This window comes from Microcystis sp. M083S1 (assembly GCF_020246405.1).
Taxonomy (GTDB): Bacteria; Cyanobacteriota; Cyanobacteriia; order Cyanobacteriales; family Microcystaceae; genus Microcystis; species Microcystis aeruginosa_C.
In genome coordinates this window covers 1-26,565 of record NZ_JADBTB010000009.1, presented here as the reverse complement: position 1 = coordinate 26,565, position 26,565 = coordinate 1, and the positions used below count along the sequence as shown (strand labels likewise).

At 41.9% G+C, this 26,565-nt stretch carries 27 protein-coding genes and 1 tRNA gene; 23 read left to right on the top strand and 5 right to left on the bottom strand.

The window, feature by feature from the left end; translation table 11 throughout:
- Positions 1-509: 509 nt before the first annotated feature.
- The 6 genes from IM450_RS00650 (at position 510) to IM450_RS00625 (ending at position 5,936) form a co-directional block, all read left to right on the top strand.
- Complete coding sequence (locus IM450_RS00650; RefSeq protein WP_287666117.1) at positions 510-755, top strand: acyl carrier protein; 246 nt, start codon at positions 510-512, stop codon at positions 753-755.
- 69 nt (positions 756-824) lie between these two features.
- Entirely contained in the window at positions 825-2,075 is a 1,251-nt protein-coding gene (fabF, locus tag IM450_RS00645; RefSeq protein WP_287666120.1) for a beta-ketoacyl-ACP synthase II, read from the top strand.
- Positions 2,076-2,157: 82 nt separating this feature from the next.
- Positions 2,158-4,164 (top strand): transketolase, encoded by a 2,007-nt coding sequence (gene tkt, locus IM450_RS00640; protein WP_287666123.1) that lies wholly within the window; start codon positions 2,158-2,160, stop codon positions 4,162-4,164.
- 167 nt (positions 4,165-4,331) lie between these two features.
- A complete protein-coding gene (locus tag IM450_RS00635; protein ID WP_287666126.1) occupies positions 4,332-5,099 on the top strand; it encodes a hypothetical protein in 768 nt (255 codons plus the stop codon).
- Positions 5,096-5,566 carry a type II toxin-antitoxin system VapC family toxin gene (locus tag IM450_RS00630; RefSeq protein WP_004159431.1) on the top strand — a complete coding sequence of 157 codons (471 nt, stop codon included), beginning with the start codon at positions 5,096-5,098 and terminating at the stop codon, positions 5,564-5,566. Before IM450_RS00635 ends, IM450_RS00630 begins: the two co-directional genes overlap by 4 nt.
- Positions 5,567-5,681: 115 nt before the next feature.
- Positions 5,682-5,936, top strand: a complete 255-nt coding sequence (locus IM450_RS00625; RefSeq protein ID WP_254066474.1) for a hypothetical protein — start codon at positions 5,682-5,684, stop codon at positions 5,934-5,936.
- A gap of 9 nt (positions 5,937-5,945) precedes the next feature.
- Here IM450_RS00625 and IM450_RS00620 read toward each other — a convergent pair whose 3' ends face one another.
- On the bottom strand, positions 5,946-6,839 hold the full coding sequence (locus IM450_RS00620) for a DNA adenine methylase (RefSeq protein ID WP_287666131.1): 894 nt from the start codon (positions 6,837-6,839) through the stop codon (positions 5,946-5,948).
- Between the two features lie 210 nt (positions 6,840-7,049).
- Positions 7,050-7,232 (bottom strand): hypothetical protein, encoded by a 183-nt coding sequence (locus tag IM450_RS00615; protein ID WP_043999276.1) that lies wholly within the window; start codon positions 7,230-7,232, stop codon positions 7,050-7,052.
- On the opposite strand from IM450_RS00615, the gene IM450_RS00610 reads away from it, so the two are divergent.
- The 5 genes from IM450_RS00610 to IM450_RS00590 all read left to right on the top strand — a co-directional run bounded on the left by IM450_RS00610 (position 7,231) and on the right by IM450_RS00590 (position 10,686).
- Positions 7,231-8,808, top strand: a complete 1,578-nt coding sequence (locus tag IM450_RS00610; RefSeq protein WP_287666133.1) for a GUN4 domain-containing protein — start codon at positions 7,231-7,233, stop codon at positions 8,806-8,808. The two genes, IM450_RS00615 and IM450_RS00610, sit on opposite strands and share 2 nt — an antisense overlap.
- 279 nt (positions 8,809-9,087) lie before the next feature.
- The gene (locus IM450_RS00605; protein WP_066029995.1) at positions 9,088-9,315 is read left to right on the top strand and encodes a hypothetical protein; all 228 of its coding nucleotides are present in this window, start codon (positions 9,088-9,090) and stop codon (positions 9,313-9,315) included.
- Positions 9,297-9,713, top strand: a complete 417-nt coding sequence (locus IM450_RS00600) for a type II toxin-antitoxin system VapC family toxin (RefSeq protein ID WP_193961363.1) — start codon at positions 9,297-9,299, stop codon at positions 9,711-9,713. The genes IM450_RS00605 and IM450_RS00600 overlap by 19 nt, the downstream gene beginning before the upstream one ends.
- A 107-nt stretch (positions 9,714-9,820) precedes the next feature.
- Positions 9,821-10,123, top strand: coding sequence for a hypothetical protein (locus IM450_RS00595; RefSeq protein ID WP_287666137.1), 303 nt, complete (start codon positions 9,821-9,823; stop codon positions 10,121-10,123).
- A 278-nt stretch (positions 10,124-10,401) separates the two neighbouring features.
- Positions 10,402-10,686, top strand: a complete 285-nt coding sequence (locus tag IM450_RS00590) for a type II toxin-antitoxin system HicB family antitoxin (protein ID WP_066029993.1) — start codon at positions 10,402-10,404, stop codon at positions 10,684-10,686.
- 386 nt (positions 10,687-11,072) lie between these two features.
- Here IM450_RS00590 and IM450_RS00585 read toward each other — a convergent pair.
- Positions 11,073-11,145 (bottom strand) — tRNA-Ile (locus IM450_RS00585).
- Between the two features lie 64 nt (positions 11,146-11,209).
- Here IM450_RS00585 and IM450_RS00580 point away from each other — a divergent pair.
- The 4 genes from IM450_RS00580 (at position 11,210) to grrM (ending at position 15,451) form a co-directional block, all read left to right on the top strand.
- Positions 11,210-11,503: a hypothetical protein gene (locus IM450_RS00580; RefSeq protein WP_004268401.1), complete on the top strand. Its 294-nt coding sequence runs from the start codon at positions 11,210-11,212 to the stop codon at positions 11,501-11,503.
- A gap of 32 nt (positions 11,504-11,535) precedes the next feature.
- Positions 11,536-12,867, top strand: coding sequence for a hemolysin family protein (locus IM450_RS00575; protein WP_004268399.1), 1,332 nt, complete (start codon positions 11,536-11,538; stop codon positions 12,865-12,867).
- Between the two features lie 223 nt (positions 12,868-13,090).
- On the top strand, positions 13,091-14,212 hold the full coding sequence (gene mltA / locus IM450_RS00570; protein ID WP_287666141.1) for a murein transglycosylase A: 1,122 nt from the start codon (positions 13,091-13,093) through the stop codon (positions 14,210-14,212).
- Positions 14,213-14,290: 78 nt separating this feature from the next.
- Positions 14,291-15,451, top strand: coding sequence for a cyclophane-forming radical SAM/SPASM peptide maturase GrrM/OscB (grrM, locus tag IM450_RS00565; RefSeq protein ID WP_287688624.1), 1,161 nt, complete (start codon positions 14,291-14,293; stop codon positions 15,449-15,451).
- A gap of 303 nt (positions 15,452-15,754) precedes the next feature.
- Here the strand turns inward: grrM and IM450_RS00560 are convergent, their stop codons facing one another.
- Complete coding sequence (locus IM450_RS00560; RefSeq protein ID WP_287666147.1) at positions 15,755-16,465, bottom strand: Uma2 family endonuclease; 711 nt, start codon at positions 16,463-16,465, stop codon at positions 15,755-15,757.
- 291 nt (positions 16,466-16,756) lie between these two features.
- Here IM450_RS00560 and IM450_RS00555 point away from each other — a divergent pair, with 291 nt between their 5' ends.
- The 8 genes from IM450_RS00555 (at position 16,757) to IM450_RS00520 (ending at position 26,113) form a co-directional block, all read left to right on the top strand.
- Entirely contained in the window at positions 16,757-17,701 is a 945-nt protein-coding gene (locus tag IM450_RS00555) for a LysR family transcriptional regulator (RefSeq protein ID WP_066029989.1), read from the top strand.
- 46 nt (positions 17,702-17,747) lie between these two features.
- A complete protein-coding gene (locus IM450_RS00550) occupies positions 17,748-19,601 on the top strand; it encodes an NAD(P)H-quinone oxidoreductase subunit F (protein WP_287666150.1) in 1,854 nt (617 codons plus the stop codon).
- Positions 19,602-19,681: 80 nt separating this feature from the next.
- On the top strand, positions 19,682-20,407 hold the full coding sequence (locus tag IM450_RS00545; RefSeq protein WP_287666152.1) for a carbonic anhydrase: 726 nt from the start codon (positions 19,682-19,684) through the stop codon (positions 20,405-20,407).
- A gap of 78 nt (positions 20,408-20,485) precedes the next feature.
- Positions 20,486-22,036, top strand: coding sequence for an NADH-quinone oxidoreductase subunit M (locus tag IM450_RS00540; RefSeq protein ID WP_287666154.1), 1,551 nt, complete (start codon positions 20,486-20,488; stop codon positions 22,034-22,036).
- Between the two features lie 57 nt (positions 22,037-22,093).
- Positions 22,094-23,389: a CO2 hydration protein gene (locus tag IM450_RS00535; protein ID WP_008203165.1), complete on the top strand. Its 1,296-nt coding sequence runs from the start codon at positions 22,094-22,096 to the stop codon at positions 23,387-23,389.
- A gap of 305 nt (positions 23,390-23,694) precedes the next feature.
- The gene (locus IM450_RS00530; protein ID WP_287666158.1) at positions 23,695-25,326 is read left to right on the top strand and encodes an SUMF1/EgtB/PvdO family nonheme iron enzyme; all 1,632 of its coding nucleotides are present in this window, start codon (positions 23,695-23,697) and stop codon (positions 25,324-25,326) included.
- Positions 25,327-25,487: 161 nt separating this feature from the next.
- Entirely contained in the window at positions 25,488-25,781 is a 294-nt protein-coding gene (locus tag IM450_RS00525; RefSeq protein WP_002790317.1) for a nucleotidyltransferase family protein, read from the top strand.
- On the top strand, positions 25,778-26,113 hold the full coding sequence (locus IM450_RS00520) for a HepT-like ribonuclease domain-containing protein (RefSeq protein WP_287666163.1): 336 nt from the start codon (positions 25,778-25,780) through the stop codon (positions 26,111-26,113). Before IM450_RS00525 ends, IM450_RS00520 begins: the two co-directional genes overlap by 4 nt.
- A 139-nt stretch (positions 26,114-26,252) precedes the next feature.
- Here the strand turns inward: IM450_RS00520 and IM450_RS00515 are convergent.
- A partial coding sequence (locus IM450_RS00515; protein ID WP_287720565.1) for a DUF2887 domain-containing protein occupies positions 26,253-26,565 on the bottom strand: 313 nt, incomplete at its 5' end.

Genomic DNA, 26,565 nt, shown 5'->3' with positions numbered 1-26,565 from the left:
CAAGCTTTTCTGGTCGGAACCCCCTAAGCCGAGTTTTCAAGGTGCTGCGCCGTCCACTTGGTTTTCGAGACTGGCCTTTTAATTCTAACGTAAAGCCAACCTAGAACGGCGGGGTTTCAGACCCAAAATTTCCGATGATTATTATCTGAATTTCGGAGTTATCCGTTATATTTTGGCTTTTTATTCAGGAGATAGGCGTCAGGGTGATAGGGTTTTGGGGTGATAGGGATTTAGGGGTTTAGGGAAATTTCATCCAAATGCTCCACTACCCCACTACCCCACTACCCCACTACCCCACTACCCCACTACCCCACTACCCCACTACCCCACACCCCACTTCCCTGATGACCGCAAAAAACTTCATCAAGAGGGGAACAACTTCCAGTAAGATGAAAAATGGTCAGTGAAAAAGCTAACCGAAATTTATTGTCGGAAATGGTAACACCGCCCCATTTCCCCAGACCCTAGAGGCTAGAGTCCGGTAAACCAGCGGATAAAAATTGACATCCATGAGTAGTATTTTCGATCGAGTTAAAAGAGTTGTTGTGGAACAATTAGACGTAGAGCCGGAAAAAGTTACCTCCGAAGCAAGCTTTGCTAATGATCTGGAAGCTGATTCCCTTGATGTGGTCGAGTTAGTGATGGCTTTAGAGGAAGAATTTGATATTGAAATTCCCGACGACGCAGCCGAACAAATTGACACTGTGGGCAAAGCTGTCGAGTATATTAACGAGAAAGTAGGAGCAACCGCCTAATTATTGCGGGAAAATTGACAATTAGGATTAAATATCTGGGGCAAAATCTGCCCTTATTTTTGAACAAACATGACAGAATTGCCATTAAAAAGGGTTGTCATCACGGGGATGGGTGCGATCACTCCCCTCGGCAATAATCTAGCAGACTATTGGACAGGCTTAATCAACGGCAAAAGTGGCATTGGTTTAATTACCCACTTTGATGCCTCCCGTCACGCTTGTCGCATTGCTGGGGAAGTGCGAGGTTTTGACCCCCACGAATATGTGGATCGCAAAGAGGCAAAGCGCATGGACCGTTTCGCTCAATTTGCCGTCGCCGCCAGTTTGCAAGCGCTGCAAGATTCTCGATTAGTTATCGACGCTCTCAATGCCGATAATATAGGTGTACTAATCGGTACGGGCGTAGGTGGGATAAAAGTGCTGGAGGATCAACAGGAAATTTACTTGACAAAAGGTCCGGGCCGGTGTAGTCCTTTCATGATCCCGATGATGATTGCCAATATGGCCGCCGGTTTAACCGCTATCCACACGGGGGCCAAGGGACCGAGTAACTGTACCGTGACCGCTTGTGCTGCTGGTTCCAATGCCATCGGCGATGCTTTTCGTCTAGTACAAAGGGGTTTGGCCAAAGGAATGATCTGCGGTGGGACGGAAGCCGCCGTTACCCCTCTAGGATTGGCTGGTTTTGCCTCCGCTAAGGCCCTGTCCACCCGCAACGATGACCCCACCCGGGCCAGTCGTCCCTTTGACAAAGACCGGGATGGTTTTGTCATGGGGGAAGGGGCAGGAATCTTGATTATAGAGGAATTAGAAACGGCCTTGGCCCGTGGGGCGCGGATTTACGCCGAAATGATCGGTTATGGTCTGACTTGCGATGCCTATCACATGACGGCACCGGTTCCCGATGGTCGTGGGGCCACCAGAGCGATCGAATTAGCGATCAAAGATGCCGGTTTAACTCCGGCGGAAATTAGCTATATCAACGCCCACGGCACCAGTACAGGGGCCAATGATCCCACGGAAACCAAGGCGATTAAAAAAGCTTTAGGAGAATCGGCCTACCAAATCCCCGTCAGTTCCACCAAATCGATGACAGGCCACCTTTTAGGCGGTTCTGGCGGTATTGAAGCCGTGGCCACGGTAATGGCGATCGCTAATGATCGGATTCCCCCGACTCTCAACCTGGACAATCCTGACCCCGATTGTGATCTTGATTACGTCCCCTACGAAAGTCGTCAGCAGATAGTTAACGCTGCCCTTTCCAACTCCTTTGGATTTGGTGGCCATAACGTCACCTTAGCTTTTAGAAAATATGCTTGAGTCGATGCCCCTGAAAGAGTAATCTTTGAGTGGCTCCCTCTTTAACCTGGTCTTATTTTTGTAGTTCATTCTAAAAAACATTATGGTTGTAGTCTCCCAATCCCTCGAAGAACTTTGTATTAATGCGGTACGTTTTTTAGCGGTGGATGCCGTGGAAAAAGCTAAATCCGGACACCCCGGACTGCCCATGGGAGCCGCTCCCATGGCCTTTGTTCTCTGGGATCAATTCCTGCGTTTTAACCCGAAAAACCCCCAATGGGTCAATCGAGATCGTTTTGTTCTCTCCGCCGGTCACGGTTGTATGCTGCAGTACGCTTTGATGTACCTGACCGGATACGATAGCGTTCCCCTAGAGGAAATTAAACAATTCCGGCAGTGGAAATCGAAAACCCCCGGCCACCCCGAAAATTTCGTCACGGAAGGGGTAGAAGTGACCACTGGTCCCCTGGGTCAAGGGATTGCCAATGGTGTGGGTTTGGCCCTAGCAGAAGCCCATTTAGCAGCCCGTTTCAACAAACCGGATGCCAAAATTATCGACCATTACACCTATGTCATTTTGGGTGATGGTTGCAATATGGAGGGGATTTCTGGGGAAGCTTGTTCTTTAGCCGGTCACTGGGGTTTAGGCAAGTTAATCGCTCTCTATGATGATAACCATATCTCGATCGATGGTTCCACCGATATCGCTTTTACCGAAGACGTGAGCAAGCGTTTTGAAGCCTACGGTTGGCACGTTCAGCACGTCGAGAATGGTAACACCGATTTAGATGCCATTGCCAATGCGATCGCAGCTGCCAAAGCTGTCACCGATAAACCCTCGATGATTAAAATCACCACCACCATCGGTTATGGTTCCCCCAATAAGTCTAATACCGCCGATGTTCACGGGGCAGCTTTAGGAGCAACAGAAATCGAGTTAACCCGGAAAGCCTTAGGTTGGGAATACGAGCCGTTTGTGGTTCCCGATGAGGTGTTAAATCGTTTCCGGCAAGCAGTGGACAAGGGAGCGACGGCAGAAACGGACTGGAATAAGTTATTTAACGAATATCAGGCCAAATATCCCGCAGAAGCGGCTTTATTTGAACAGTTAACCACCGGTCAACTGCCGGAAGGTTGGGAGCAAGCTTTACCTGTTTATAAACCCGAAGATAAGGCGCTTGCTAGTCGTAAACACTCGGAAATCTGCTTAAATGCTCTTGCGGGGGTTTTACCCGGTTTAATCGGTGGTTCGGCGGATTTAACCCACTCTAACTACACGGAATTAGAGCATTTTGGTAATTTCCAAAAAGGCAGTTATCAGGAGCGTAACGTTCACTTTGGCGTAAGGGAACACGCAATGGGGGCGATTTGTAACGGTATTGCTCTCCATAACACGGGATTGATTCCCTACGGGGCGACTTTCCTGATTTTCACCGACTATATGCGGAATTCTATCCGTTTATCGGCCTTGTCAGAAACTCGCGTCATCTGGGTAATGACTCACGATTCCATTGCCCTAGGGGAAGATGGACCGACTCACCAACCCGTGGAACACGTTGCTTCTCTGCGCGCTATTCCTAACCTGTTAGTCATGCGTCCGGGAGATGGTACGGAAACTTCCGGTGCTTATAAAGTAGCGGTGAGCGAAACTAAGCGCCCGACGTTACTAGCATTATCCCGTCAAAATCTGCCCAATTTAGCGGGAACTTCCCTCGATGGTGTGGCTAAAGGTGCTTATACTATCACCGATTCTGAAGGTACTCCCGATGTCATTCTCATCGGTACGGGTGGCGAGTTGTATCTCTGCGATAAAGCGGCTGCGGTGTTAAAAGAAGCAGGAATTAAAGCTCGCGTCGTTTCTATGCCCTGTTGGGAGCTATTCGAGGAACAATCGGCAGAATACAAAGAATCGGTACTGCCGAAAGCAGTGAAAAAACGTCTCGCAGTGGAAGCGGGTTCAACTATGGGTTGGCATCGTTACATCACCGATGAGGGGGATGTGTTGGGGGTTGATACCTTCGGCGCTTCTGCTCCAGGAGGTGTGATTCTAGAGAAGTTTGGTTTTACCGTGGATAACGTGGTAGCGAAGGCAAAAGCGTTGTTAGGTTAATTAAACTTTGATTTTGTGGAAAAAGCCCGCGCAAGCGGGTTTTTTTGTGGTTATAGGTCAACCTAGTTTAGGCTTTAGGCTTAGTTCATGTAAAAATGTAAACTAGGAAGCTTTAGTAGTTAGCCAAAACCTTTACACTTGAGATAATTATCACGATTCCTAGAGCCATGACTAAAGGGGAAAGCCCTATATCGAAGGAAACAATCAAGAGCCTAACACTAGATATAGAAGGCTCACTGTTGTCTTTTGATAAATTTATCAAGGCTCAAGAACAATTAGCAATACTACTCCATGAAGTAGATAAAACCCTTGCTAACAAAAATCGCCCCCTGATAAATTGGAGAATCTCTCAAATTCATAGTGGCAGCATTCATCTTACTTTAGAAGGAATGCCTCAAGATCAGATTACACCTAGTCAAATTTCTGAAGTTATTAAGACTGTAGAAAGGGGAATAGTAACAATTTTAGAACATCCGATTCGCCCTAAGTATTTTTCTGATCGAGCTTTAGAAAGTGCGCGATCATTAGCAATATTGAAAAAAAGAGATGAGTTTATGGTGCAATTGGGCTTTGATTCGAGGTGTATCGACTTGAATCAAGCTTTGATTGCTAATGTTGATGAAATTATCGGGGGAAAATTTCAAAGTTTTGGTACTGTAGAAGGTGTGCTTAAAGCTATTGATGTAAGTCGTCAACCTATTTTTAGAGTTTACAATTTATTGACTAATAAAAGTGTTAAATGTTACTTTGAACCAAATTTACTTGATAATATCAAAGAATATCTAGAAAAAAGAGTCTCTGTATCGGGGATAGTTACCTCTAGAGAAGATGGGGAAAAAATCGGGATTAAAGTTGAGTCAATTGATCTTTTTCCTGAGGAAAAAGATTTACCTACCATTGAGGAAATGATCGGAATTTGGGGAGGAAGTAAGTGATTCGTCCAACAAAAAAGCTACACTACTGGGATTCTTGTGTTTTTTTAGCTTTCCTGAAAAATGAAAAGGATAAAATTAATGATTGTATTTCTGTTCTCAAAGCAGCTGAAAATGGTCAGGTAATAATTGTGACTTCTGCTCTTACTTTTATTGAAGTGGTGAAATTAGAAAAAGGACAGCCAAAATTACCTAAAGAAAGTGAGGAAAAAATCAGAGATTTTTTCCGACATGAGTGGATTTATATTTATGATGTGGACAGAAAAGTTGGTGAACTAGCCAGAGAATTGATGTGGCAATATCAGGCACTAAAACCTAAAGATGCAACTCATGTGGCGACGGCAATTAAAGCCAGAGTGGATGTTTTAGATACTTTTGATGATGGCTTGCTGAAACTCTCTGGAGAAATCGGTGATCCTCCTTTAATAATTAGAAAACCTTTTTTTGAAGTTCAACTTGATCTTTTTTGAAAAAGTACCCATTCTCGCACAAGAAAATTACAAATCGAATTACCGAACACAAAAGGTCTAAATTGATAGGAATACCTTCATATTAAAACAGATTTTGATTTAGTGATTACATCTCTTGCCAAAAGAGCAAATATTTTTAAGCAAAATTAATATTAATAATCAAGAAGAAGCCCTTTTAAAAATGTACGTTGCCAGAAGTAAAGATTTAACAGCAAATCAAACCAATAATATCAATTGTTCTCGCCAGAAATGCCACGATAACAACTGTAATTTCATCCCTAATTATCCCAAAATTTTCTTTGATGTTAATACGGCTGAACCTCTACAACCATGGCTGCCGATCAAAAAAATAGAGGATTTACTTGATTAAAATTAGCAATCAAGATATATCGAATAAACTTAATGGTAGAGGTGTGAATCTTGCGGGTTTCTGAAGATCATAATTAGCAATAAATACCTCCTTGCCCTTGCGTCTTTCACTCTGATAACCATGTTCTAATTTTAAACCATTTTTTTGATCATCAGTTCGATTAATAGTGTAATTCCATTCATTATCTTGTAAAGAAATACACCAATCATACATTTCTCTAATTTCGGAGCAATTATCATAAGTCAAAAGAAATTTAAATCGATGTTGATGTTTTTTCAACGTCTTACATAACCTTTCATGATCTTCTAGACTGAAGAAGCAGGAATAGAATTTATTTTGATCTGCTTGAAAGTAAGGAGGATCGACAAATAAAAAGTAATCATCGGGTAATTGATTGATTAAATCTTCAAAATCTAAACAAGATAAATTGACATTTTGCAGTTTTTCCGAAGTGGTTTTTAGGTGAGAAGGCCAGTTTTCAGGACGCATAGAATACTTATCACCATAGCCCCAATAACAATTTTCAAGTTTCATAATTCCTGAGTAGGAAGTTCTATTTAGATAATACCAACGCATGGCTCTTTCTAGGTCATTGGCTGGTTGAAATTCATTTTTATAATAACTGTGTAGTTCTTTGGTAGCGTTTAGATCTTTTAATAATTCAATTAGACTATCAAGATGATCTTTGATATGTCGATAACAGTTGATTAATTCTTCATCTTTGTCATTGAGAATATTCTCTGCTACACTTTCCTTAGCAAAGAATATAGATGCTCCCCCCGCAAAAGGTTCACAATACTTATGGTGACTAGGAAGACAAGCTAAGATTAGCTTACGGGCATAAAATTTACCGCCGGGATAACGAAAAGGAGAATTACTAAGTTTTTTAGCGATTTTGGACATTACCTTTGATTTTAGAGGCTTTTCTTTGAGATTATTTTAACAAAATTACGATATTTTATCTAGGAATGTCAGAGAAGTTCGGTTTTACCGTGGATAACGTGGTAGCGAAGGCAAAAGCGTTGTTAGGTTAATTAAACTTTGATTTTGTGGAAAAAGCCCGGGCAAGCGGTTTTTTTGTGGTTATAGGTTAACATAGTTTAGGCTTTAGGCTTAGTTCATGTAAAAATGTAAAGTAGGAAGAAGTACCGTAGGTTGGGTTGAGGCACGAAACCCAACATAACCAACAGCTAAGACAGGAAACCCAACATAACCAACAGCTAAGACAGGAAACCCAACATAACCAACAGCTACTTTTTTAACGTCAACCCAACTACTTAAAGGAGTAAAAACCATGAGTCTGTGTCTCAATCCTAATTGTTTCGCCGTCAATCCAGATGGCAATAAATTCTGTGAAAAATGCTGCTCAAAATTGTTTTTACAGGAGCGTTATCAAGCAATTAAATTAATTGGTCAAGGAGGATTTGGTCGCACTTTTAAGGCGATAGATTACAGTAAGCCTTCTCGACCTTATTGTGTGATTAAACAGTTTTTTCCCTCGGCTCAAGGAACTGATACAATTGAGAAAGCCTCAGAATTATTTGAAAAAGAAGCAATCCAATTAGAGAAGTTAGGAAAACATCCCCAAATTCCTGAACTTTTCGCTTATCTCAATCATGATGATGACCGTCAATATTTGGTACAAGAATATATTGAAGGACAGAATTTAGAACAAGAATTAAAAAGCCAGGGGGTATTTAATGAAGCCAAGATTAAAGCTTTATTAACGGATATTTTGCCGGTTTTAGATTTTATTCATAGTCAGGGAGTAGTTCACCGAGATATTAAACCAGAAAATATTATTAGACGTAACTCAGACAAGAAAGCGGTTTTAGTGGATTTTGGCGCGTCTAGAGTTGTTACACCTCTTAACCGTTCTGTTACTGGTACGGTAATCGGTTCAGCGGAATATGTCGCGCCAGAACAAGCTAACGGTAAGCCAAACAATCCTAGTGATTTGTATAGTTTAGGAGTCACTTGTATTTATTTGTTGACTCAGATTTCACCCTTTGATTTATTTGATACCAGTGACCATGAATGGATTTGGCGACAGTTTTTAGTTAATAATAATGTTCGGGATGATTTAGGGCGCATTCTTGATAAAATGATCGAGTTTGGGACAAGAAAGCGTTATCAATCAGCGCGGGATATTTTACAAGATTTGACGGGACAATCACCAGCAACTTCGATACAATCACCAGCAACTCCCCGTTATTCACCAACACCAGCAACCCCCGTTATTCAAACACCACCACCGCCTAAAGTTGCTGCTAATATTGCGCTTAAAAGTGCTAGGGGGGTTAACTATTCTCGATTACAGCAACTCCTAGCAGCAAGAAAGTGGAAAGAAGCAGACCAAGAAACAGCTAAAGTTATGTGTCAGGTCGCCGGAAGGAAAAGCCAAGGATGGCTACATATAGAGGATATTGATAATTTCCCCTGTGAAGATTTACGAACTATTGACCAACTTTGGCTGCACTACAGTAACGGTAAGTTTGGCTTCAGCGTCCAGAAAGAAATCTATGAGAGTCTCGGTGGCACGAGACAGTATGATGAAAGAGATTGGAAGAATAATCGTGAAATGTGGGAAAAGTTCGGCGCTCGCGTCGGCTGGAGAAAAGGAGGAAGTTGGTTGAAGGACTCAAAACTTACCTTTAATTTGGAGTTAGCACCCCAAGCACACCTCCCAGGGTGGGGTGTTTGGTATTGTAGGAATGTGGTTTTGTCGGGGTTCGTGTGGGTTATTTCGTTCGGGATTTTGTGGCTTCTGGAAATTATCGACGAAAGAAACGATCGTGATCTGGCCGTGGGGACGTGGGTAATTGGTGGCAGAAACCGCCTCTTCTCTCGCGCAAAGACTTGTAACCTGTAGAATATAACGATCTCAGATCTTTTGTCAAGGATAATTTTCGGGATTTTGATCGCGGAAATATCGCATTTTGCGGAACTCGATACCTGGCACTGATTGCTTCGCCAAGTCAAAGGAAGCTTTTTTCCGACAAAGATGTCATTGCGAGGGGGGATATTCACGTTAACCTTCATCTCTCAACCAATATCCCCCCGAAGCAATCTTTCTCGTCGTTATATTCAGGTAGAATGAATGATAAAAGTGGTGCGCTATAATTAGAACTTTTTCATTGAATAAAAAATCATGAATAAATTATTAGAACTTGCTCTCAAAAAATTAGCTACTCTGTCAGCAGATCGACAGGAAAATATTGCTCAATTAATCCTTAAAGAAATAGGGGAAAATATAGAAAATGAGCCAATAAAAGACAATGATTCCCCATCTTTACCCCCATCTATTGGGATGGGAGCTAGTGGAATGTCTGACCTATCAACTCGTTGCGAGGAATTATTGTGGCAGGACGAAAGATAATAGCAGATACCAGTGGAATTATTGCCCTATTAGACCGAGACGATCACTATCATTTTATTGTCGTAGAAGCGATCAGAAATCAGCAAGTTTTTGTCCCTGTGACGGTATTACCAGAAGTTGATTATTTAGCGACTAAATATCTCGGTGAAAGAGTAGCTAGAGCTTTTTTGATGGATATTACACAGGGAAAATATAGTTTGCTTCCCTTCGATTTAGAAGATTTAGAAAAAGCTCTTAAAATTATGACTCGTTATCAAGATTTACCGTTAGGCTTAGTTGATGCTAGTTTACTGGTCATGGCAGAACGCTATTCTATTAACCAAATTCTGACATTAGACCACAGACATTTCAATTTAATTCAATCCGATAACATGAGCTACTTTATTATTCTGCCTTAAATATGAACTTGAGATTGCCATGATATCCATAACTCCCCACCTGCAAATTATTTTAGAAAAACTACAAACCCTTACTCCGCATTACACACTTATTTTCAGGAGTTAATATGAATACAACCCAAACAACAGCCGATGGCTTAAAAATTCTTTACCACCGTTATTATGTTAATAATCCAGAGCGTCAATTAGAATTAGAAAAGGCTCGTATTGATGACGAAGTAGCCAGAAAAATATTTAAGATTAAGGAAACATATCATCTTTCAACAAAGGCTTTAGCAGAATTAATTCATACTGATGAATCTATTATTGAAGCTTTAGAAAATGCTGACTATGAAGGAAACTCTTTTTTGTTGTTAAATCTCATCGCTACAGCCCTAAAAATGAAGGTTGAATTTGAATTAGTTTCTTAGGTTTTTTTAGGAATAGCATAACGCAGCCTAAGCCTACACTCTTTGATTGCGAGAGGGTGAGACCAGCGTTAATCTTTATCTATCTATCAACCAATATCCCCCCGAGGCCATCTTCCCGTGGAACAGGCTAGAAGCCTGTTTTACACTAGGTACAATTAATGATACGATCAGTGCGTTACGGCGGCTTGTTAATTTTGTTTTTTTGACCGAATTGGTAGCTGCCTAACGCACCCTACATTTTACTAAATATATCGGTGAAAGAAAGGAGCATAAATTGGATGCTTACCTACAAAGCCATGTATAAATTTCTGGAACAGGGAGTCCATGGAGAAGTCTTGGATTTCCCAGGCGTGATTTCCTGGGGAAATGATCTAGCAACAGTACGCCGTTCCTTAGCGAGTGCGCTAGTAGATATGGCAGAAGTTAATTTATCTAGGGGGGAATCCTTACCCTTACCTAATGAGTTATTAACAGACCCAGAAGCGGATTTAGAAGAACCAATTTATCTAATCTTTTCTGCATCAACCCATGTCCAAATTGTACCGACTTTGATCGCCTCATGAAGCGTCGAGATTTGTTGCGTTATCTCAGTCAACAGGGTTGTCAATTGGTACGAGAAGGAAGTGAACATTCCATCTGAGAAAATCCCCTCAATGGTCGGTGCGCAGCCATCCCTCCACATTGAGAAATTGTCGAGGATGGCTGTGAGAATTTTTCGTCAGTTGGAGATACCAGAACCTTGATCAGAAGCAAGGATTCTACCTGAATAATATTTAAGGCAGAGCCTTAAATACTGTGTTGCAAGGCAGAGCCTTGAAACAAGAGATAATATAATTGGTGCGTTACGGCGGCTTGTTAGTTTGGGTTTTTTGACCAAATTAGTAACCGCAAACACGCACCCTACACTCTGAATACTGCTACCGAATACCTTCCGAAGCCATCAAAACTATCCAGGGTGCAGGAGTTGAACCTGCCTAGCACGAATTATGAGTTCGTTGCCTCAACCGCTCGGCCAACCCTGGGTTATACTATTAACTCATTATAGATCGGTAATTACTCTGAACGTGAAAATTCAGCCCCACCAAGATGAAAAAATTTGCAATCAGCACCTCCTTGCAGTTAGGACTCCTTTTGATGGTAGCCATGTTAGCCGCCGGCTTCGGTAGCGGTTGGGTAGCCTATCAATTGGGACTCGCCTCCCTGAAGGGAGTCAGTCAACCGGATATCAACCCCGCTAAAAAGTTTACCAACGATCGCACCAGTTATGGTCGCAATCAAACTTTTATCCCCGTGAAGGAAGAAGAGGTGCTGAAAAGAGTGAGAGTTTATATGCAACAACAGAAAAACAAACCGCAATCAAAGGAAGAAACCAAAGGATAGGCTTTAAAAAAGGCGAGTTTTGCCTTTTCGCTATGGATAATCAGGATTTATTGACTCGTTTAATTTTAGTCTTTTTACTAATCGCGCTCAATGCTTTTTTCGTAGCGGCCGAATTTTCGCTTGTGTCTGTCCGTCGTACCCGCGTCAGTCAGCTAGTGGCTGCGGGAGATGTGCCAGCGCAGACGGTCCAATCTCTACAAAGAAGTCTCGATCGCTTACTTTCCACTACCCAATTAGGTATCACCCTTTCTAGTTTAGCTTTAGGTTGGATCGGGGAGAGTACCATGACCGTTTTTGTAAAGAAATTACTAAGTTTTTTACCCTTTTCTTTAAACTGGCAAAATCTTCTCTCCCATGGTTTCTCTCTTTGTCTAGCTTTTTTAATCGTGGCCTATCTCCAGATAGTTTTTGGGGAACTTTATCCCAAATCCCTAGCTTTAATTTATGCCGAACCGATGGCGCGATTATTAGCTGCACCTATTGGGGTTATTTCCAGGATTTTTAAGCCTTTTATCGGTATTCTAAATCAATCAACTCGTTTTTTATTGGTTTTAACCCGTATCCCCGAAGTGGATCTACAGCGTTCTAGTCGGGTAACTTCCGAGGAATTACAATTAATTATCAGCATGGAAGGGGAATTAACGGGATTAGAAGCAGCGGAAAGGAAAATTTTAAATAATGTTTTCCAGTTTAGCGAAATCACTGCCGCAGAAATCATGGTTCCCCATAACCGTTTAATAGCTATTTCCTCGACCGCAACTTTTGAGGAATTACTGCTCCAAGTAGTTAACAGTGGCTATTCTTGTTATCCTGTGGAAGGAGATTCCGGTGATGATATCCGTGGTTTGATCGATTTTAAAGATTTAGCTTTACCCCTTGCCGAAGGTCAGTTAAATTTAACAACCCCGATTAAACCTTGGTTAAAACCTGTTCGTTTTTTCCCCGAAACAACTGCTTTAAATGAATTACTAACAGTGATGCGGGAATCATCCTTAAAGATGGTTATCATTGTGGATGAATTTGGCAGAACAGCCGGTTTATTAACCCTAAAAGATTTAATCGGCGAGATTCTGGGAACTTTTTCCCCTAGTGATGAATCGGGAACAGTAAAATATCAACTCCTCGATGAATCGACTTTTCTCGTACAAGCACAAATGAATTTAGAGGACGTGAACAAAGCATTAAATTTAAGTTTACCCTTGGCCGATGAATACCAAACCCTAGCAGGTTTTGTTCTCCATCATTGGCAAAAAATACCGAAGGTGGGAGAACAATTATATTACCAAAATTTAGAATTTACCATCATTTCTAAGGTCGGCCCTCGCTTGGAACAAATTAAGATTTATCGGCAACAACTATCCTAAGGATATAAACAAGAAACAACTTTTCTCATTTATTTATTCTTTTTGATTGTTAAGTAGTTGGTTATAATTAAATTAAAAATGGATTTTAGGTTCGATCCCCCCTGCCTCCCTTGATAAGGTAGGGTTGATTCATGAATCAACCCTACCCTTGATAAGGGGGGTGTCTGATAATTTTTAACGCCTACCTACTTAATCTAGTCAATAGCTGCCCACTCCTGTCACCATGAAACACCTTTTGACACTCCTCCCCCTCAGCTTGGGATTAATTGCCCTCACCCCCGCAAATTTGCCCCTAGAACGTTTTGAAATCTCACAATTAGGAACATCTACGGGATACGATGAACGACTGCTAACGGACAAAAAAACCCTCCTACAAGCGATCGATCATAGTTTACGTTATCTGAATAGCTCGGCGGCGATCCGCGCCTATCAAAATTATCCTATTCCTGAAATAACCCGTCAGCGAGTGCAGCGTTCCTTAGTACGTTTTCGTCAATTAGTGCAGAATTCTCCCACTCCCGCAGCTCTACAAAAGGCAGTTAAAAAAGAATTTATTTGGTATCGTTCTTTGGGTAATGATAGCCAAGGAAATGTTAAATTTACTGGTTATTTTGAGCCAATTTATCAAGCAAGTCGGCAAAAAAACGCCGAGTATAAATATCCTCTCTATCGCCGACCTTCTAACTTTTCTCGCTGGTCAAAACCCCATCCAGCTAGGGTAGAATTAGAGGGAAAAGATGGTTTACTGGGGGAAAATAGCCGTCTAGCGGGATACGAATTAGTCTGGTTAAAAGATCGCTTAGAAGCTTATTTAGTTCATGTGCAAGGTTCGGCGAAATTACGTTTACCTAATGGTCAAATTATGAGCATTGGTTTTGATGGCAATACCGAGCATCCCTACACAAGTCTGGGAAAAGAAATGATTGCCGATGGTATTTTTCCCGCCGAGGGGTTAACCTTACCAATGGTTTTGGATTTTCTCAGAAGTAATCCCGAGCAATTAAAGAATTATATTCCCCGCAATAATCGGTTTATTTTCTTTCGAGAAACCCACGGCGCACCCGCTACTGGTAGCATTGGAGTTCCAGTTTTACCCGAAAGATCGATCGCTACAGATAAAAGTATTTTTCCCCCCGGCGCTTTAGCAGTAATTGAGACAGAAATTCCCCAGGGAAATCTTAATAAAAAATTAGTTAGTCGCTATGTTCTCGATCAAGATACTGGCAGCGCGATTAAAGGTACTGGGAGGGTAGATATTTTTATGGGAACAGGAAAAAATGCTGGCGAGCGAGCCGGTTTAATTAATACTCCCGGTCAATTATATTATTTATTATTGAGGGAATAGGAAATAGTATAGGTAAAATTAAGATAGACTCCCCAGAATCAGTTATCATACTTAAGTGAGAATATTAAAAATAGAATGATGGAAAAAAACACAAATATAGATTGGTCGGATTGTGGTCCAATTACTTTAGTAGTCGTGCAGCCGACTTCTTTTTGTAATCTCAATTGTGATTACTGTTATTTACCCGATCGCCATTTAAAAAATACCCTATCCTTAGATTTAATCGAGCCGATTTTTCAGAGGGTTTTTAGTAGTCGTTTTCTCCAAAATGATTTTACCATTTGCTGGCACGCCGGCGAACCCTTAGCAGTTCCCATCAGTTTTTATGAAAGTGCCTTTGCTAAAATTGCGGAAGTTAGCGAGAAATATAATCAGCAGGGTTACTGTTTTCGTCATTCAGTACAAACTAACGCCACTTATATTAACGATGCTTGGTGTCAATTATTTAAAAAGCATGATGTTTATGTGGGAGTCAGTCTTGATGGACCGGCTTTTATTCACGATATCCACCGGCAAAACCGCAAGGGAACTGGCAGTCATGCTGCTACAATGCGGGGGATTTCTTTCTTGCAAAAACATGAAATTGATGTCAGTATCATCGCTGTTTTAACAGAAGATTCCCTCGACTATCCCGACGAAATTTTTAACTTTTTTTGGGATCATGGTCTTACCGATGTGGCTTTTAATATGGAAGAAACTGAGGGTATTCATTCACAATCTTCCTTAGATAAATTAGGTATTGAACAACGTTATCGCCAGTTTATTGTCAGATTTTGGGAGTTAGTCACGGCCAAACAAGGAGAATTTAAGCTGCGAGAATTTGAATCGATCTGTAGTTTGATTTATACGGATGAACGCTTAGAAAATACCGATATGAATCGACCTTTTATGATTGTCAATTTTGATAATCAAGGTAATTTTTCCACCTTTGATCCGGAATTACTATCGATTAAAACTCAACCCTACGGCGATTTTATCTTTGGTAATGTTTTGACCGATTCTCTGGAATCTATCTGTGAAACCGAGAAATTTAAACAAATTTACGCTGATATGCGCGGTGGAGTCGATTTATGTCGGCAAAACTGCGATTATTTTGGGGTTTGTGGGGGTGGTGCCGGTAGTAACAAATATTGGGAAAATGGCACTTTCAACTCCACAGATACTAAAGCCTGTTTATACCGAATTAAGTGTATCACCGATATCGTTCTCGATCGCCTAGAAAATTTATTAGAAGTTTAAAGATTTTTTTAGCTATCAGTAAACAGTTATCAGTTATCAGTTATCAGTTATCAGTTATCAGTTAAGTAGCTGGTTATAATTAAATTAAAAATGGATTTTAGGTTCGATCCCCCCTGCCCCCCTTGATAAGGGGGGTGCCGATCCCCCCTTAGTCCCCCCTTTAATCCCCCCTTAATAAGGGGGGCATCTGATAATTTTTAACGCCTACCTACTTATCAGTTATCAGTTCACTGATTATTGTTTACTAATAACCTATGAAAAAACTTAATCTAAATACCATTTTTCCAAAGTAATGGCATGGTATTATTCTTCTTCTAAGGTTAATCCTAACGCCTGTAAGCGTTCCGCTAGTCGATCCGCACGTTTTTTTTCTTTATCGGCACGTTTCTTTTCTTTATCAGCGCGTTTCTTTTCTTTATCAGCGCGTTTCTTTTCTTGACGCATTTGAGACTCTAACTCAACAGTTGTTAAAAATTTCTCTCCATCGGGACGATACAATTCTAAACTAGATTTATCCCAGATAAAACGCATACCTAAGCGGGGACTTATCCAGTCATTGATGGGGATAATTTCTCTTAAATTTTCTCCCTGTCTTTGCCAACCTTGTAAACGACAGCGCATCGGGTTATATAAATAGTATTCTTCTACATTATATGTGTCATAAAACTCTAATTTTCGACTCATTTCTGCTTTTGTATTCTTCGGTGATAGAATTTCAAAAACCACTTGAGGAGCGATATTTTCCTCCTGCCATTGACGATAGGAACCCCTTCGTCCTTTGGGACGGCCAAAAGCTACCATGACATTGGGAGCAACCGGTGAAACCAAAGTAGAACGCAGAGGATACCAGAGTAAATCTCCAGCAATAAACACCCTAGGGTCATCGGCAAAGATAATTTCTAAATTCTCCTTAATTTTGACAATCCACTCATATTGTTCGGTATTATCTGCCATCGGTTGACCATCACTATCTGGGAAAAGAAGATCGTCGTCAATATCAAGATAACTAACCATTGTCTTTTAATTTTAATAGATGGTTGTTTTCTGATTGTAGCAAGATAATTATGAATGATGAATTATGAATTATGAATTATGAATTGGGGAGTGGGGAGAATGGGGTAATGGGGGAGTGGGGGAGAGGGGGAGAGGGGAGGAGGGAGAAAAAAGCTGATGGCTGACAAAAGGTCTTAAGCTGCGGTTATATCTAGTAGAGTCTATATTTATCAAAAAGTTAATTGACTAGAATCTATAAAGGCGTTAGGATTGATGGTGACAAATAGTTGTTATTGAGAAGAGGATAAGAACTTGATACAGGCAACCCTGCACCAGTTAAGGGTTTTCGAGGCTACCGCTCGACACAGTAGCTTTACCAAGGCGGCCGAGGAGTTATTTATCACTCAACCTACCGTCTCAACCCAAGTCAAACAACTCACAAAAGCCGTGGGTTTACCGCTATTCGAGCAAATTGGCAAACGTTTATTTTTAACCGAAGCGGGTCAGGAATTACTGTTCACCTGTCAAGAGATTTTTAAGAAATTGGACAACTTTCAAATGAAAGTGGCCGATATTAAGGGAACTAGACAGGGAAAGCTAACTTTAGGCGTAATTACTACCGCTAAATACTTTGTGCCGCGATTACTGGGGGCATTCTGTCAACAGTATCCCGGTATTGACATCGCCCTGCAAGTGACTAATCATCAGAAACTGCAAGAGCGAATGTTAAATAACGAGGATGACCTGTATATTCTCAGTCAACCGCCGGAAGAAGTGGAACTTTGTTCTCAGTCTTTCCTAGAAAATCCCCTAGTGGTGGTGGCGCGACGAGATCATCCATTGGTGGGCCAGAAAAATCTTCCCCTTGAGTGCCTCAACCATCAACCTTTTATTATGCGCGAGTCGGGATCTGGAACCCGCCAAGCGGTACAAAAATTATTTAATCTCCACGATATTAAGGTAAAGGTGCGCTTGGAATTAGGCAGTAACGAGGCGATTAAACAGGCTATTTCTGGGGGTTTGGGAATATCGGTACTATCTAAGCATACTCTCATCTCGGAAGGGGAAAACGGCGAATTAGCCATCCTCGACGTGGAACAGTTTCCAATTCAGCGCAATTGGTACGTTTGTTATCTGGCTGGAAAACAACTTTCCGTGATTGCCGATGCTTTTTTAAAATACCTGCTGGAAGCTAGTCAAACCATCCCCATTCATGCCCCGTTAAAAAATGGTGACAGCTTATTAGTGAGCCATTAAACCTTAAACTTTAATTCAGGATCATTTTTCTTCTTGAGGTGGTTATATGTTCGAGTCCTTCAGCCAGACTATCTGGTTGGTACCTCTTTATGCCCTTGCGGGCGCACTTCTCGCCCTACCCTGGTCTCCCGGTATTATCCGGCAAACCGGCCCGCGACCGGCCGGTTATCTGAACTTGATCATGACCTGCTGGGCTTTTTTGCATAGCCTTTTTGCTTTGCTCGCCGTTTGGGGTCGTCCGCCGCAATCTATAGCATTTAATTGGCTAAATGCCGCAGATTTAAGCATATCTTTAGATGTGCAGATTTCGGCCGTTAATATCGGGGCTTTACTGCTAATTACCGGCTTAAACCTCGCCGCTCAGGTATATGCGATCGCCTATCTAGAAATGGATTGGGGTTGGGCAAGGTTTTATTCTCTCGTCGCCCTCTTTGAAGGGGGTATGTGCGCCCTAGTTATCTGTAATTCGCTATTTTTCAGCTATTGTGTGCTAGAAGTTCTCACCCTCGGCACTTATCTACTGATTGGTTTCTGGTTCAATCAATCTCTGGTGGTAACGGGGGCGCGGGACGCTTTTCTAACCAAACGGATTGGCGATTTAATCCTGTTGATGGGAGTGGTGGCCCTTTTACCCCTGGCGGGAACCTGGAACTTTGACCAATTAGCACAATGGGCGGCTACAGCCAATTTAAACCCCAATGTGGCTAATTTACTCTGTTTAGCCCTGATTGCAGGTCCAATGGGCAAATGCGCTCAATTTCCCCTGCATTTATGGCTAGATGAGGCCATGGAAGGACCGATGCCAGCGACAATTCTGCGGAATACCGTCGTTGTTTCCACTGGCGCTTGGTTATTGGTGAAATTAGAGCCGGTGCTGCAATTATCGCCCTTAACCTTACAGGTGATGATCATTGTTGGTTCTGTCACCGCTATCGGTGCGGGGTTAATTGCGATCGCACAGATCGATGTCAAGCGCTCCCTTTCCTATTCCGTCAGCGCCTACATGGGACTGATTTTTATCGCTGTGGCCACCGGACAAACGGAAACAGCTTTAGTGTTACTCTTTACTTATGCGATCGCTATGTCCCTGTTAGTCATGGTGGTGGGTAACATCGTTTGGAATAATATCAGCCAAGATTTAAGCCAATACGGCGGTTTATGGTCTCGTCGTCCCGTTTCCGGCATTTGTTATCTCGTCGGTGCCGCTAGTTTAGTCGCACTGCCTCCCTTTGGTGGTTTTTGGTCCTTAGCCCGCATGGGCGATCGCCTCGCAGAAGTCAGTGGTTTACTGTTATTAGTGCTATTGTTGGTCAATGCCTTAACTGCCTTTAGTGTCACTAGAGAATTTTGCGTTTTCTTTGGCGGTAAAATCAAACCAATGACCCTGCGCTCTCCAGAAGCTCTTTGGCCCTTAGTTATCCCCATGACTGTGACCATGGGTTTCGCCCTTCATCTGCCGATTTTATTAGCGCAATGGCATTTATTACCAAGTAACTTAAATCTGGGAGTGGCTTTTCTCTTGGTGCTTTCCACTGCTGGGGGCGTAATTCCGGCAGCATATATTTATCTGAATGAAAATATCTCCAAACCGATCGTTTTTCAACCGAAAGCCCTTCAAGATTTCTTTGCTAACGACCTTTATACAGCCAAATTGTATAAAGTTACCATCGTTTTTGTCGTCGGATTAATCTCGCAAATTATTAACTGGATCGATACCTTTCTGGTGGATGGCATCGTTAACCTGGTGGGATTAGCCACGGTTTTTGGTGGTCAGAGTTTGAAATATAACGTCTCGGGCCAGACCCAATTTTACTTTCTGTCGATTATTTTGGGGGTGGCTTTGATTGGTATTATCATCTGCTGGCCCCTACTAGCACAAATTTCTCTAGTTTTCAGTTAAAGATTTGATAACTTAGGCTTTTCTTTAGCATCCCCGGCCCTGACAATAGGACTTGTCCTGATTAATGGAAACAATTACCTATGTTCAATACCTCTCGTCGCCAATTAATCCGTTATGGGGGTGGTTTTTTGGGAACCAGTCTAGCCGCCTCTGTTTTGGGTTCTCAGTTGTCCAAAAGTAACGCCCAAACTGCTGTTAATTCCCAGCCATGGCTAACGGCTCAAAATCAAGGATTGAACCCAGACCAGGCCTTAACTATGCTCATGGAAGGCAATCAACGTTTCTGGGAACGAAGAAAAAAAAGTCCTAACCGCGATCAAGCTCGACTCACAGAAGTGGCCGAAAGTCAAGCCCCTTTTGCGGCAATTTTGGGCTGTGCCGATTCTCGCGTGCCGGCAGAAATCGTTTTTGATCGCGGATTAGGAGATCTATTTGTTTGTCGGGTAGCGGGAAATTTAGCCACTTCCGAAGAAATTGGTAGCCTTGAATTCGGCACGTTGGTGTTAGGAGCCAAGGTAATTGTTGTCCTTGGTCATTCTCGTTGTGGAGCGGTAAAAGCCACCATTGAAGGCGGTCGTTTTCCCGGACAAATCGGTCGTTTAATCGATGGCCTACAGGTGGGAGTTGATCGGGCTGAAAAACAACCCGGTTCTAACAAACTTGAGCGAGCCATTAAATCCAATGTTAACTATCAAGTAGAGAAATTAGGCAAGTCCCCAGTCATGGGTGATTTAGTAGATAAAAAACAATTAAAAATTGTTGGAGCCTACTACGATCTCGATACCGGCAAAGTGAGTTTAATTTAGTCAATTCCAGATTAGTCATCGTGTTGGTTGGCTAATCCTTTTCTCATCCCAGTCATTATAAATTCGATCGATACCAATATGCTCAGTACCCTGCTTTGGTTGCCAATAATTGGAGCAATTATCGTCGGTCTTTTCCCCGATAAATTTGGCCCAGCAAAATTACGTCAAATTACCCTCTTTTTTGTTGCCGCCGTCCTCCTTTGGTCTTTATATCTGCTGACTCAATATAACTTAACCAGTAATGGCTTTCAATTTTCTGAATACCGCGAATGGGCAAAACCAATCGGTTTAAGTTATAACCTCGGAGTCGATGGTTTGTCCTTACCGTTAATTATTTTAAGCTGTTTCTTGACAGGAATAGCTATCTATAGTAGCGAAGAAAAAATAGAGCGTCCCCGACTTTATTACATCCTAATCCTCCTGATTAACGCCGGGGTTTCTGGGGCATTAATGGCCAAAAACCTGCTGCTGTTCATCGTTTTCTATGAACTAGAATTAATCCCCTTTTATCTGATGATTGCTATCTGGGGAGGCGAAAAACGTGGCTATGCTTCGATTAAATTCCTTCTCTACACTGCTGTCTCTGGGTTATTAGTCCTAGCGGCATTTTTAGGCATAGGTTTCCTCAACGGTGGTACTTTTGACTACTCCTCCCTCTCCACCGCCGATTTCTCCCAAAAAACCCAATTACTGCTCTTAACTCTGCTGTTAGTGGGATTTGGCATCAAAATCCCCCTCGTACCTCTCCATACTTGGCTACCGGATGCCTATACGGAAGCTTCCCCCGCTACAGCAATTTTATTAGGTGGTATCCTCGCTAAACTCGGTACTTATGGCTTAGTTCGCTTTGGTCTGCAATTATTCCCGGAAACTTGGTCTTTAATCGCCCCCGGACTGGCAATTGTCGGCGTTATTAGCGTTATTTACGGTGCTTTGAGCGCTATTGCCCAAAAAGACATTAAACGCATGGTGGCCTACAGTTCGATCGGTCACATGGGCTATATACTGGTAGCAGCCGCCGCCGGCACGGGTTTAAGCGTCCTTGGTGCCGTCGCGCAAATGATTAGCCATGGTCTCATTCTCGCCCTCTTATTCTATCTGGTGGGCATCGTCGAACGCAAAGCCGGAACTAGAGATTTAGACGTTTTAAACGGTTTAATGAACCCAATTCGCGGTTTACCCCTGGTTAGCGCCCTATTAATTCTCGCCGGTATGGCCAGCGCTGGGATCCCCGGATTAGTGGGATTTGTGGCGGAATTTATCGTTTTTCAGGGTAGTTTCTCCCGTTTTCCCGTGCAGACGGTTCTCTGTATCATCGCTTCCGGTTTAACGGCGGTTTACTTTGTTATCCTGCTTAATCGCACCTGTTTTGGTAAATTGGATAATAAACTTGCCTACTATCCCAAAGTCCTGAAATCGGAAACTATACCCGCTTTTGTCTTAATGGTATTAATCGTCTTTTTAGGTATTCAACCCAATTATTTAGTCCGTTGGATTGAACCCACCACTAACTCGATGGTTGCCAGCTTATCGGGAGAAGCAAAACCTAGTTTTGTCTTCAAAAAATCTCCGCAAAAGTCCTCAAAAACCAACTGGTTGAATCGTGGTAAATTTTTGAGTAATAGTTAGTTATCCCTTGCTGTTTCCGAATTATTGTAACCGCTGCTAATTACTTTACCTAAAACTATGACTGGGACATTAATCAAAGCCAAAATTCCCCCTTCTAATCACGAATTCGCCGACATTATCCATCGTTTAGAAGCGGGTGGATCCATGTTGCCGGATACTCCCGAAAACCTGATGCAAATTATCGGCATTTATAAAGCTTATGCCGTGCCGATGGATTTTTATTGGCGAGATCTGCTCTATATTGCCGAACGAGTTTTCCTCGATCCTTTGCCCTTTTTTAAATATTTTCTACCCCAAGAATACCTAGACCTACAAAATCATTACGCTGGCGATAATGCCGATTTACGCATCTGGCGCGGTACGGGTTCCGCTCACCCTGAATTGTTAGAATTCATGGATAAAGGTAAAACCAGAAAAATGCCCAGATTAATCCATCACCTCTGGCATGACCGCGTTAATATGGAATTTGCTGAAGCTTGTATGCAAGCTATGTTGTGGCATGGCCGCGATATGGGTTGGGGTTTATTTGATGCCTATCTTGATTCAGAAGAATATCGCCAAAATGCCGACCGCGCTATTAAGGCCTATTTCAAGAAAAACCCGGTGATGATGAAACTTTATGACCTGTTCCCCGATATGTTTTTGGAACAGGTGCGGATGATGTCCTACTACTCCAATTTAGGACTATTCTGGGAAGTGATGGCCCCGGTATTTTTCGAGATGTCTGATATCTACGATGAAGGAGGGTTTAAAGGTGTTCCTGATGCCATGAATTTCCTCGTTAATGGTATTTTTGCCATCGCTGGCCGGCCGATTTATCATCACGTTTATATTGATGGTCAATGCTACGAAATTATCCCCAAATCAAAGGCTTTTACTTGGCTTTATGAAGCAGCTTTACCCTATGTAGAAGCGGTCTTTTATCGTACTGCTCCCTTCCGGGGTACAAAGTCCTATAATGCCCAAGCAAAACAGGTTCCTGACGAACAAAAAGACTTTCACTATGGCATTCTTTATGCGGATGTTTTCCCCGTGGGTACTGCGGGAATTCCGCCGACGTTGTTAATGGATGATATGTATCATTTTTTACCACAATATCTGATTGATTACTATCAGCAAAACTGCCGGGGGGAAGACGATATTTTGATTCAATTGGGGATTAGTTTCCAGCGCTCGATGTATAATGTTACTTCAGCAGTTATTCAAGCTCTACGCACTGCTTTACTCTATCCCCTCGACGATCCTAATCCCAAACATTTACTGAAAAATCGTCAATTCTTTGAGGCACAAATGGACAGATTTAAACGTCCCGAAGCGCGTCTTAGAGATATCCAAAGTCCTAATTATCGTTAAGGTTTTTGGGTTATTTTTCTGGTGGGTTTATCGCCCACCTTTTTTGATTATGAGATAACCGAACCCCAAGTCATACTAATACTAAATCCCTTGAGTAACCCACAGAAAACGGGTTTTTCCGAGAAACTCGTTTTCTACTCGAGGGAATAAATAATCAGTATTTAATAGCCAGATTTAGTATTAAGTACCTAAGCAAAATTAATTACACATTTCGATAAAGCTTTTGCCTCTTGCCTTCGTTAAAACCACCCACTTAATAGGATAGTTACAGAACGTAAAAATTGGCTAATTCAGGAGTTATTATTATGCTAGACCAAATGATGAAGATGTTAGAAGGGCAACAAATAGGCCCCTATCGTCTTAATAAATTTCTCGGTGCGGGTGGTTTTGGTGGTGTATTTCATGCTAGTGAAATGGTCAGAAATACATCGGTCAAAGAAGTTGCCATTAAAGTTATCCCCGAAAGTAGCGATGATAAATTAATTGAGTTAACAAATTCCAGAAAGTTAGAACATCCTAATTTAATTAAGAGTTATGCGGTGGGGGAATTTACTTTTCTCAAGACAGAGATGCTTTATTTAGTGATGGAATTGGCACAGGGTAGCCTAGAAAATCACATTGCCAAAGGCAGTTTGTCAGCGGATGAGATTAAAAATATTACTGCTCAAGTCGCCCAGGGCTTAAATTATCTTCATCGACAAAATAAAGTCCATCGAGATTTAAAACCGGGTAATATCCTCAAGGTTAATCAACAATACAAGTTAGCAGATTTTGGCTTAATTAGAACCTTAAATAACAAAAGCCACACTCAAACAGTCCACAATACCGGTACAATTATTTATATGCCTCCCGAAGCCTTTAGGGGTGATATTTCCTCAGCTTGGGATCTGTGGTCATTGGGTATTATGTTAATCCAAATGACCACTAATCAACTTCCCTATAAGTTCAATAATGACAATAATCAATTAATGGTAAAGGTGATAAATTGTGAGCTACAAATCCCTAGTTTACCGAAAGAGTTTAAACCGATTATTGAAGGGTGTTTGCAAAAAGATAGAAAACAAAGATGGACTGCACAACAGGTTTTAAATGCCTTACAACCTCTGGGATGGACTTCTCCCCCGTCACCTCCACCAGCACCGGCAGCAGTCAAAAAGCCTGTTTCACCAATACCCCTAATTGCTTCACCCACTCCATTTACCGAAAAAATATCCAATCGAGTCACACTAGAGATGGTGAGCTTACCAGCAGGTGAATTTCTTATGGGATCCCCTGACAGTGATCCCAATGCTGAAAGTTATGAAAAGCCTCCACACCAAGTTAAAGTCAACAGTTTTGCGATTGGGAAATATCCAGTGACTCAGGCACAATATCAAGCAGTAATGGGAACCAATCCCTCTCATTTTAAAAACAACTCTTGGTTTAAAAACAATCTGCAAAATCCAGTAGAAAGGGTTAGTTGGAACGATGCTCAAGCCTTTTGTCAGAAATTGAGTCAAATAACCGGGAAAACCTATCGCCTCCCCACAGAAGCGGAATGGGAATATGCCTGTCGTGCGGGGACTACTACTCGCTTTTATTTCGGTGATGATGCCAATCAGTTAGGAGATTACGCTTGGTATAAAGGAAATTCTCAGAATACAACTCATCCTGTAGGCCAGAAAAGGCCCAATGCTTGGGGACTGTATGACATGAGTGGCAATGTTTGGGAGTGGTGCGAAGACGATTGGCATAGTAGCTATATCGGAGCGCCGACGGATGGCAGTGCTTGGATAAAAAATAATAATGATAATGATTATCGCATATTGCGGGGCGGTTCTTGGTACTTCAATCCGGCTTACTGCCGTTCCGCTTACCGCGTCAGCAGCCTCCGCCGCGGCTACGACAGCGGCTACGTCGGTTTTCGGGTGGTGTGCGGTGCTGGGAGGACTCTGTAACCCTTTTTCCCTTTTTACCCTTTTTCTCTTTTTCCCGCCGCTAGGCGGGTCGATTATTCAGCCAAACCTAGATAAAGAGTGAGAAACAAACTAAACCCCCACCCCAAGAATCGGTACAAGGAAGCTTTTTTCGACAAAATTTACCGCCAACTAAGTAGAACATGAAAATTGACGAATTACTCAAAAACAAACGGGAAAAAATCATTGCTATTGCCGCTAAACACGGCGCAAATAACGTGCGAATCTTTGGTTCTGTTGCACGGGGAGAAGCTGACGAAAAAAGCGATATTGATTTATTAATTGATTATTGTAGCGAACGTCGGAGTCCCTGGTTTCCCTTGCCGTTAATTCGAGAACTGGAAGACTTGTTAGGCTGCAAAGTTGATATTGTTACCGAACAGGGACTTAAAGATAGAATCAGAGAGCGCGTACTTAAAGAAGCAATACCACTATGAGAGATGATAGCGAACGCTTGCGGGATATTTTAGAAGCAATTGAGCGTTTAGAAAAGTATGCTCGCCAGGGAAAAACCGTGTTTGAACAACAAGAATTAATTCAAACTTGGATTGTCTATCATTTACAAATTATTGGTGAAGCAGCTAGAGCAACTTCTCAAGAATTTAAAGCAATATATCCCGAAGTTCCTTGGCGAGATGCCAGCGATCTAAGAAACTTAACTATTAATGAATATTTTTGTATTAATCTAGAGATTATTTGGGATATTGTTGAAAATGATATTCCTCATCTAAAAGGACAAATCGAAGCTATTTTACAGGAATTTATTTGACGAAACCCAACCCAATTACTTAAATTTCGGGTTTCACTATCGTTCAACCCCACCTACTTTATTCTTCGATTTACTTGATGGCTACCGGCAAAAGATAGCCACCAGCAATTATATTAATTTATCAAAGTTTGAACTTTTCCTATTCCCCTTGAGTTGCTTGTCTAACCTGTTCGATCTCTAATTCTAAAGCTTGTGCTATCTGTTCAAAGTTTAATCCTAAGGCCAATAAGCGAGGAATAGAGGCTAATTTTGCCGCTAATTCGCCTTCTTGTCGGCCTTCCTCTCTACCTTCCTCTCTACCTTCCTCTCTACCTTCCTCTCTACCTTCCTCTAAAGCTTCCTGATACACTTTAGTTTGTTTTAAATCACTTAAACTAAACATCGCTTCTATCTCCTTTCTACTGACTTGGGGTAACTTATAAACCAAAATTGTCTCTATCAATTCTAAAAGT

Coding starts and splice junctions, on each gene's coding strand:
- IM450_RS00650 (WP_287666117.1), top strand. CDS start 510: ATGAGTAGTATTTTCGATCGAGTTAAAAGAGTTGTTGTGGAACAATTA.
- fabF (WP_287666120.1), top strand. CDS start 825: ATGACAGAATTGCCATTAAAAAGGGTTGTCATCACGGGGATGGGTGCG.
- tkt (WP_287666123.1), top strand. CDS start 2,158: ATGGTTGTAGTCTCCCAATCCCTCGAAGAACTTTGTATTAATGCGGTA.
- IM450_RS00635 (WP_287666126.1), top strand. CDS start 4,332: ATGACTAAAGGGGAAAGCCCTATATCGAAGGAAACAATCAAGAGCCTA.
- IM450_RS00620 (WP_287666131.1), bottom strand. CDS start 6,839: ATGTCCAAAATCGCTAAAAAACTTAGTAATTCTCCTTTTCGTTATCCC.
- IM450_RS00610 (WP_287666133.1), top strand. CDS start 7,231: ATGAGTCTGTGTCTCAATCCTAATTGTTTCGCCGTCAATCCAGATGGC.
- IM450_RS00615 (WP_043999276.1), bottom strand. CDS start 7,232: ATGGTTTTTACTCCTTTAAGTAGTTGGGTTGACGTTAAAAAAGTAGCT.
- IM450_RS00605 (WP_066029995.1), top strand. CDS start 9,088: ATGAATAAATTATTAGAACTTGCTCTCAAAAAATTAGCTACTCTGTCA.
- IM450_RS00595 (WP_287666137.1), top strand. CDS start 9,821: ATGAATACAACCCAAACAACAGCCGATGGCTTAAAAATTCTTTACCAC.
- IM450_RS00590 (WP_066029993.1), top strand. CDS start 10,402: ATGCTTACCTACAAAGCCATGTATAAATTTCTGGAACAGGGAGTCCAT.
- IM450_RS00580 (WP_004268401.1), top strand. CDS start 11,210: ATGAAAAAATTTGCAATCAGCACCTCCTTGCAGTTAGGACTCCTTTTG.
- IM450_RS00575 (WP_004268399.1), top strand. CDS start 11,536: ATGGATAATCAGGATTTATTGACTCGTTTAATTTTAGTCTTTTTACTA.
- mltA (WP_287666141.1), top strand. CDS start 13,091: ATGAAACACCTTTTGACACTCCTCCCCCTCAGCTTGGGATTAATTGCC.
- grrM (WP_287688624.1), top strand. CDS start 14,291: ATGGAAAAAAACACAAATATAGATTGGTCGGATTGTGGTCCAATTACT.
- IM450_RS00560 (WP_287666147.1), bottom strand. CDS start 16,465: ATGGTTAGTTATCTTGATATTGACGACGATCTTCTTTTCCCAGATAGT.
- IM450_RS00550 (WP_287666150.1), top strand. CDS start 17,748: ATGTTCGAGTCCTTCAGCCAGACTATCTGGTTGGTACCTCTTTATGCC.
- IM450_RS00545 (WP_287666152.1), top strand. CDS start 19,682: ATGTTCAATACCTCTCGTCGCCAATTAATCCGTTATGGGGGTGGTTTT.
- IM450_RS00540 (WP_287666154.1), top strand. CDS start 20,486: ATGCTCAGTACCCTGCTTTGGTTGCCAATAATTGGAGCAATTATCGTC.
- IM450_RS00535 (WP_008203165.1), top strand. CDS start 22,094: ATGACTGGGACATTAATCAAAGCCAAAATTCCCCCTTCTAATCACGAA.
- IM450_RS00530 (WP_287666158.1), top strand. CDS start 23,695: ATGCTAGACCAAATGATGAAGATGTTAGAAGGGCAACAAATAGGCCCC.
- IM450_RS00525 (WP_002790317.1), top strand. CDS start 25,488: ATGAAAATTGACGAATTACTCAAAAACAAACGGGAAAAAATCATTGCT.
- IM450_RS00520 (WP_287666163.1), top strand. CDS start 25,778: ATGAGAGATGATAGCGAACGCTTGCGGGATATTTTAGAAGCAATTGAG.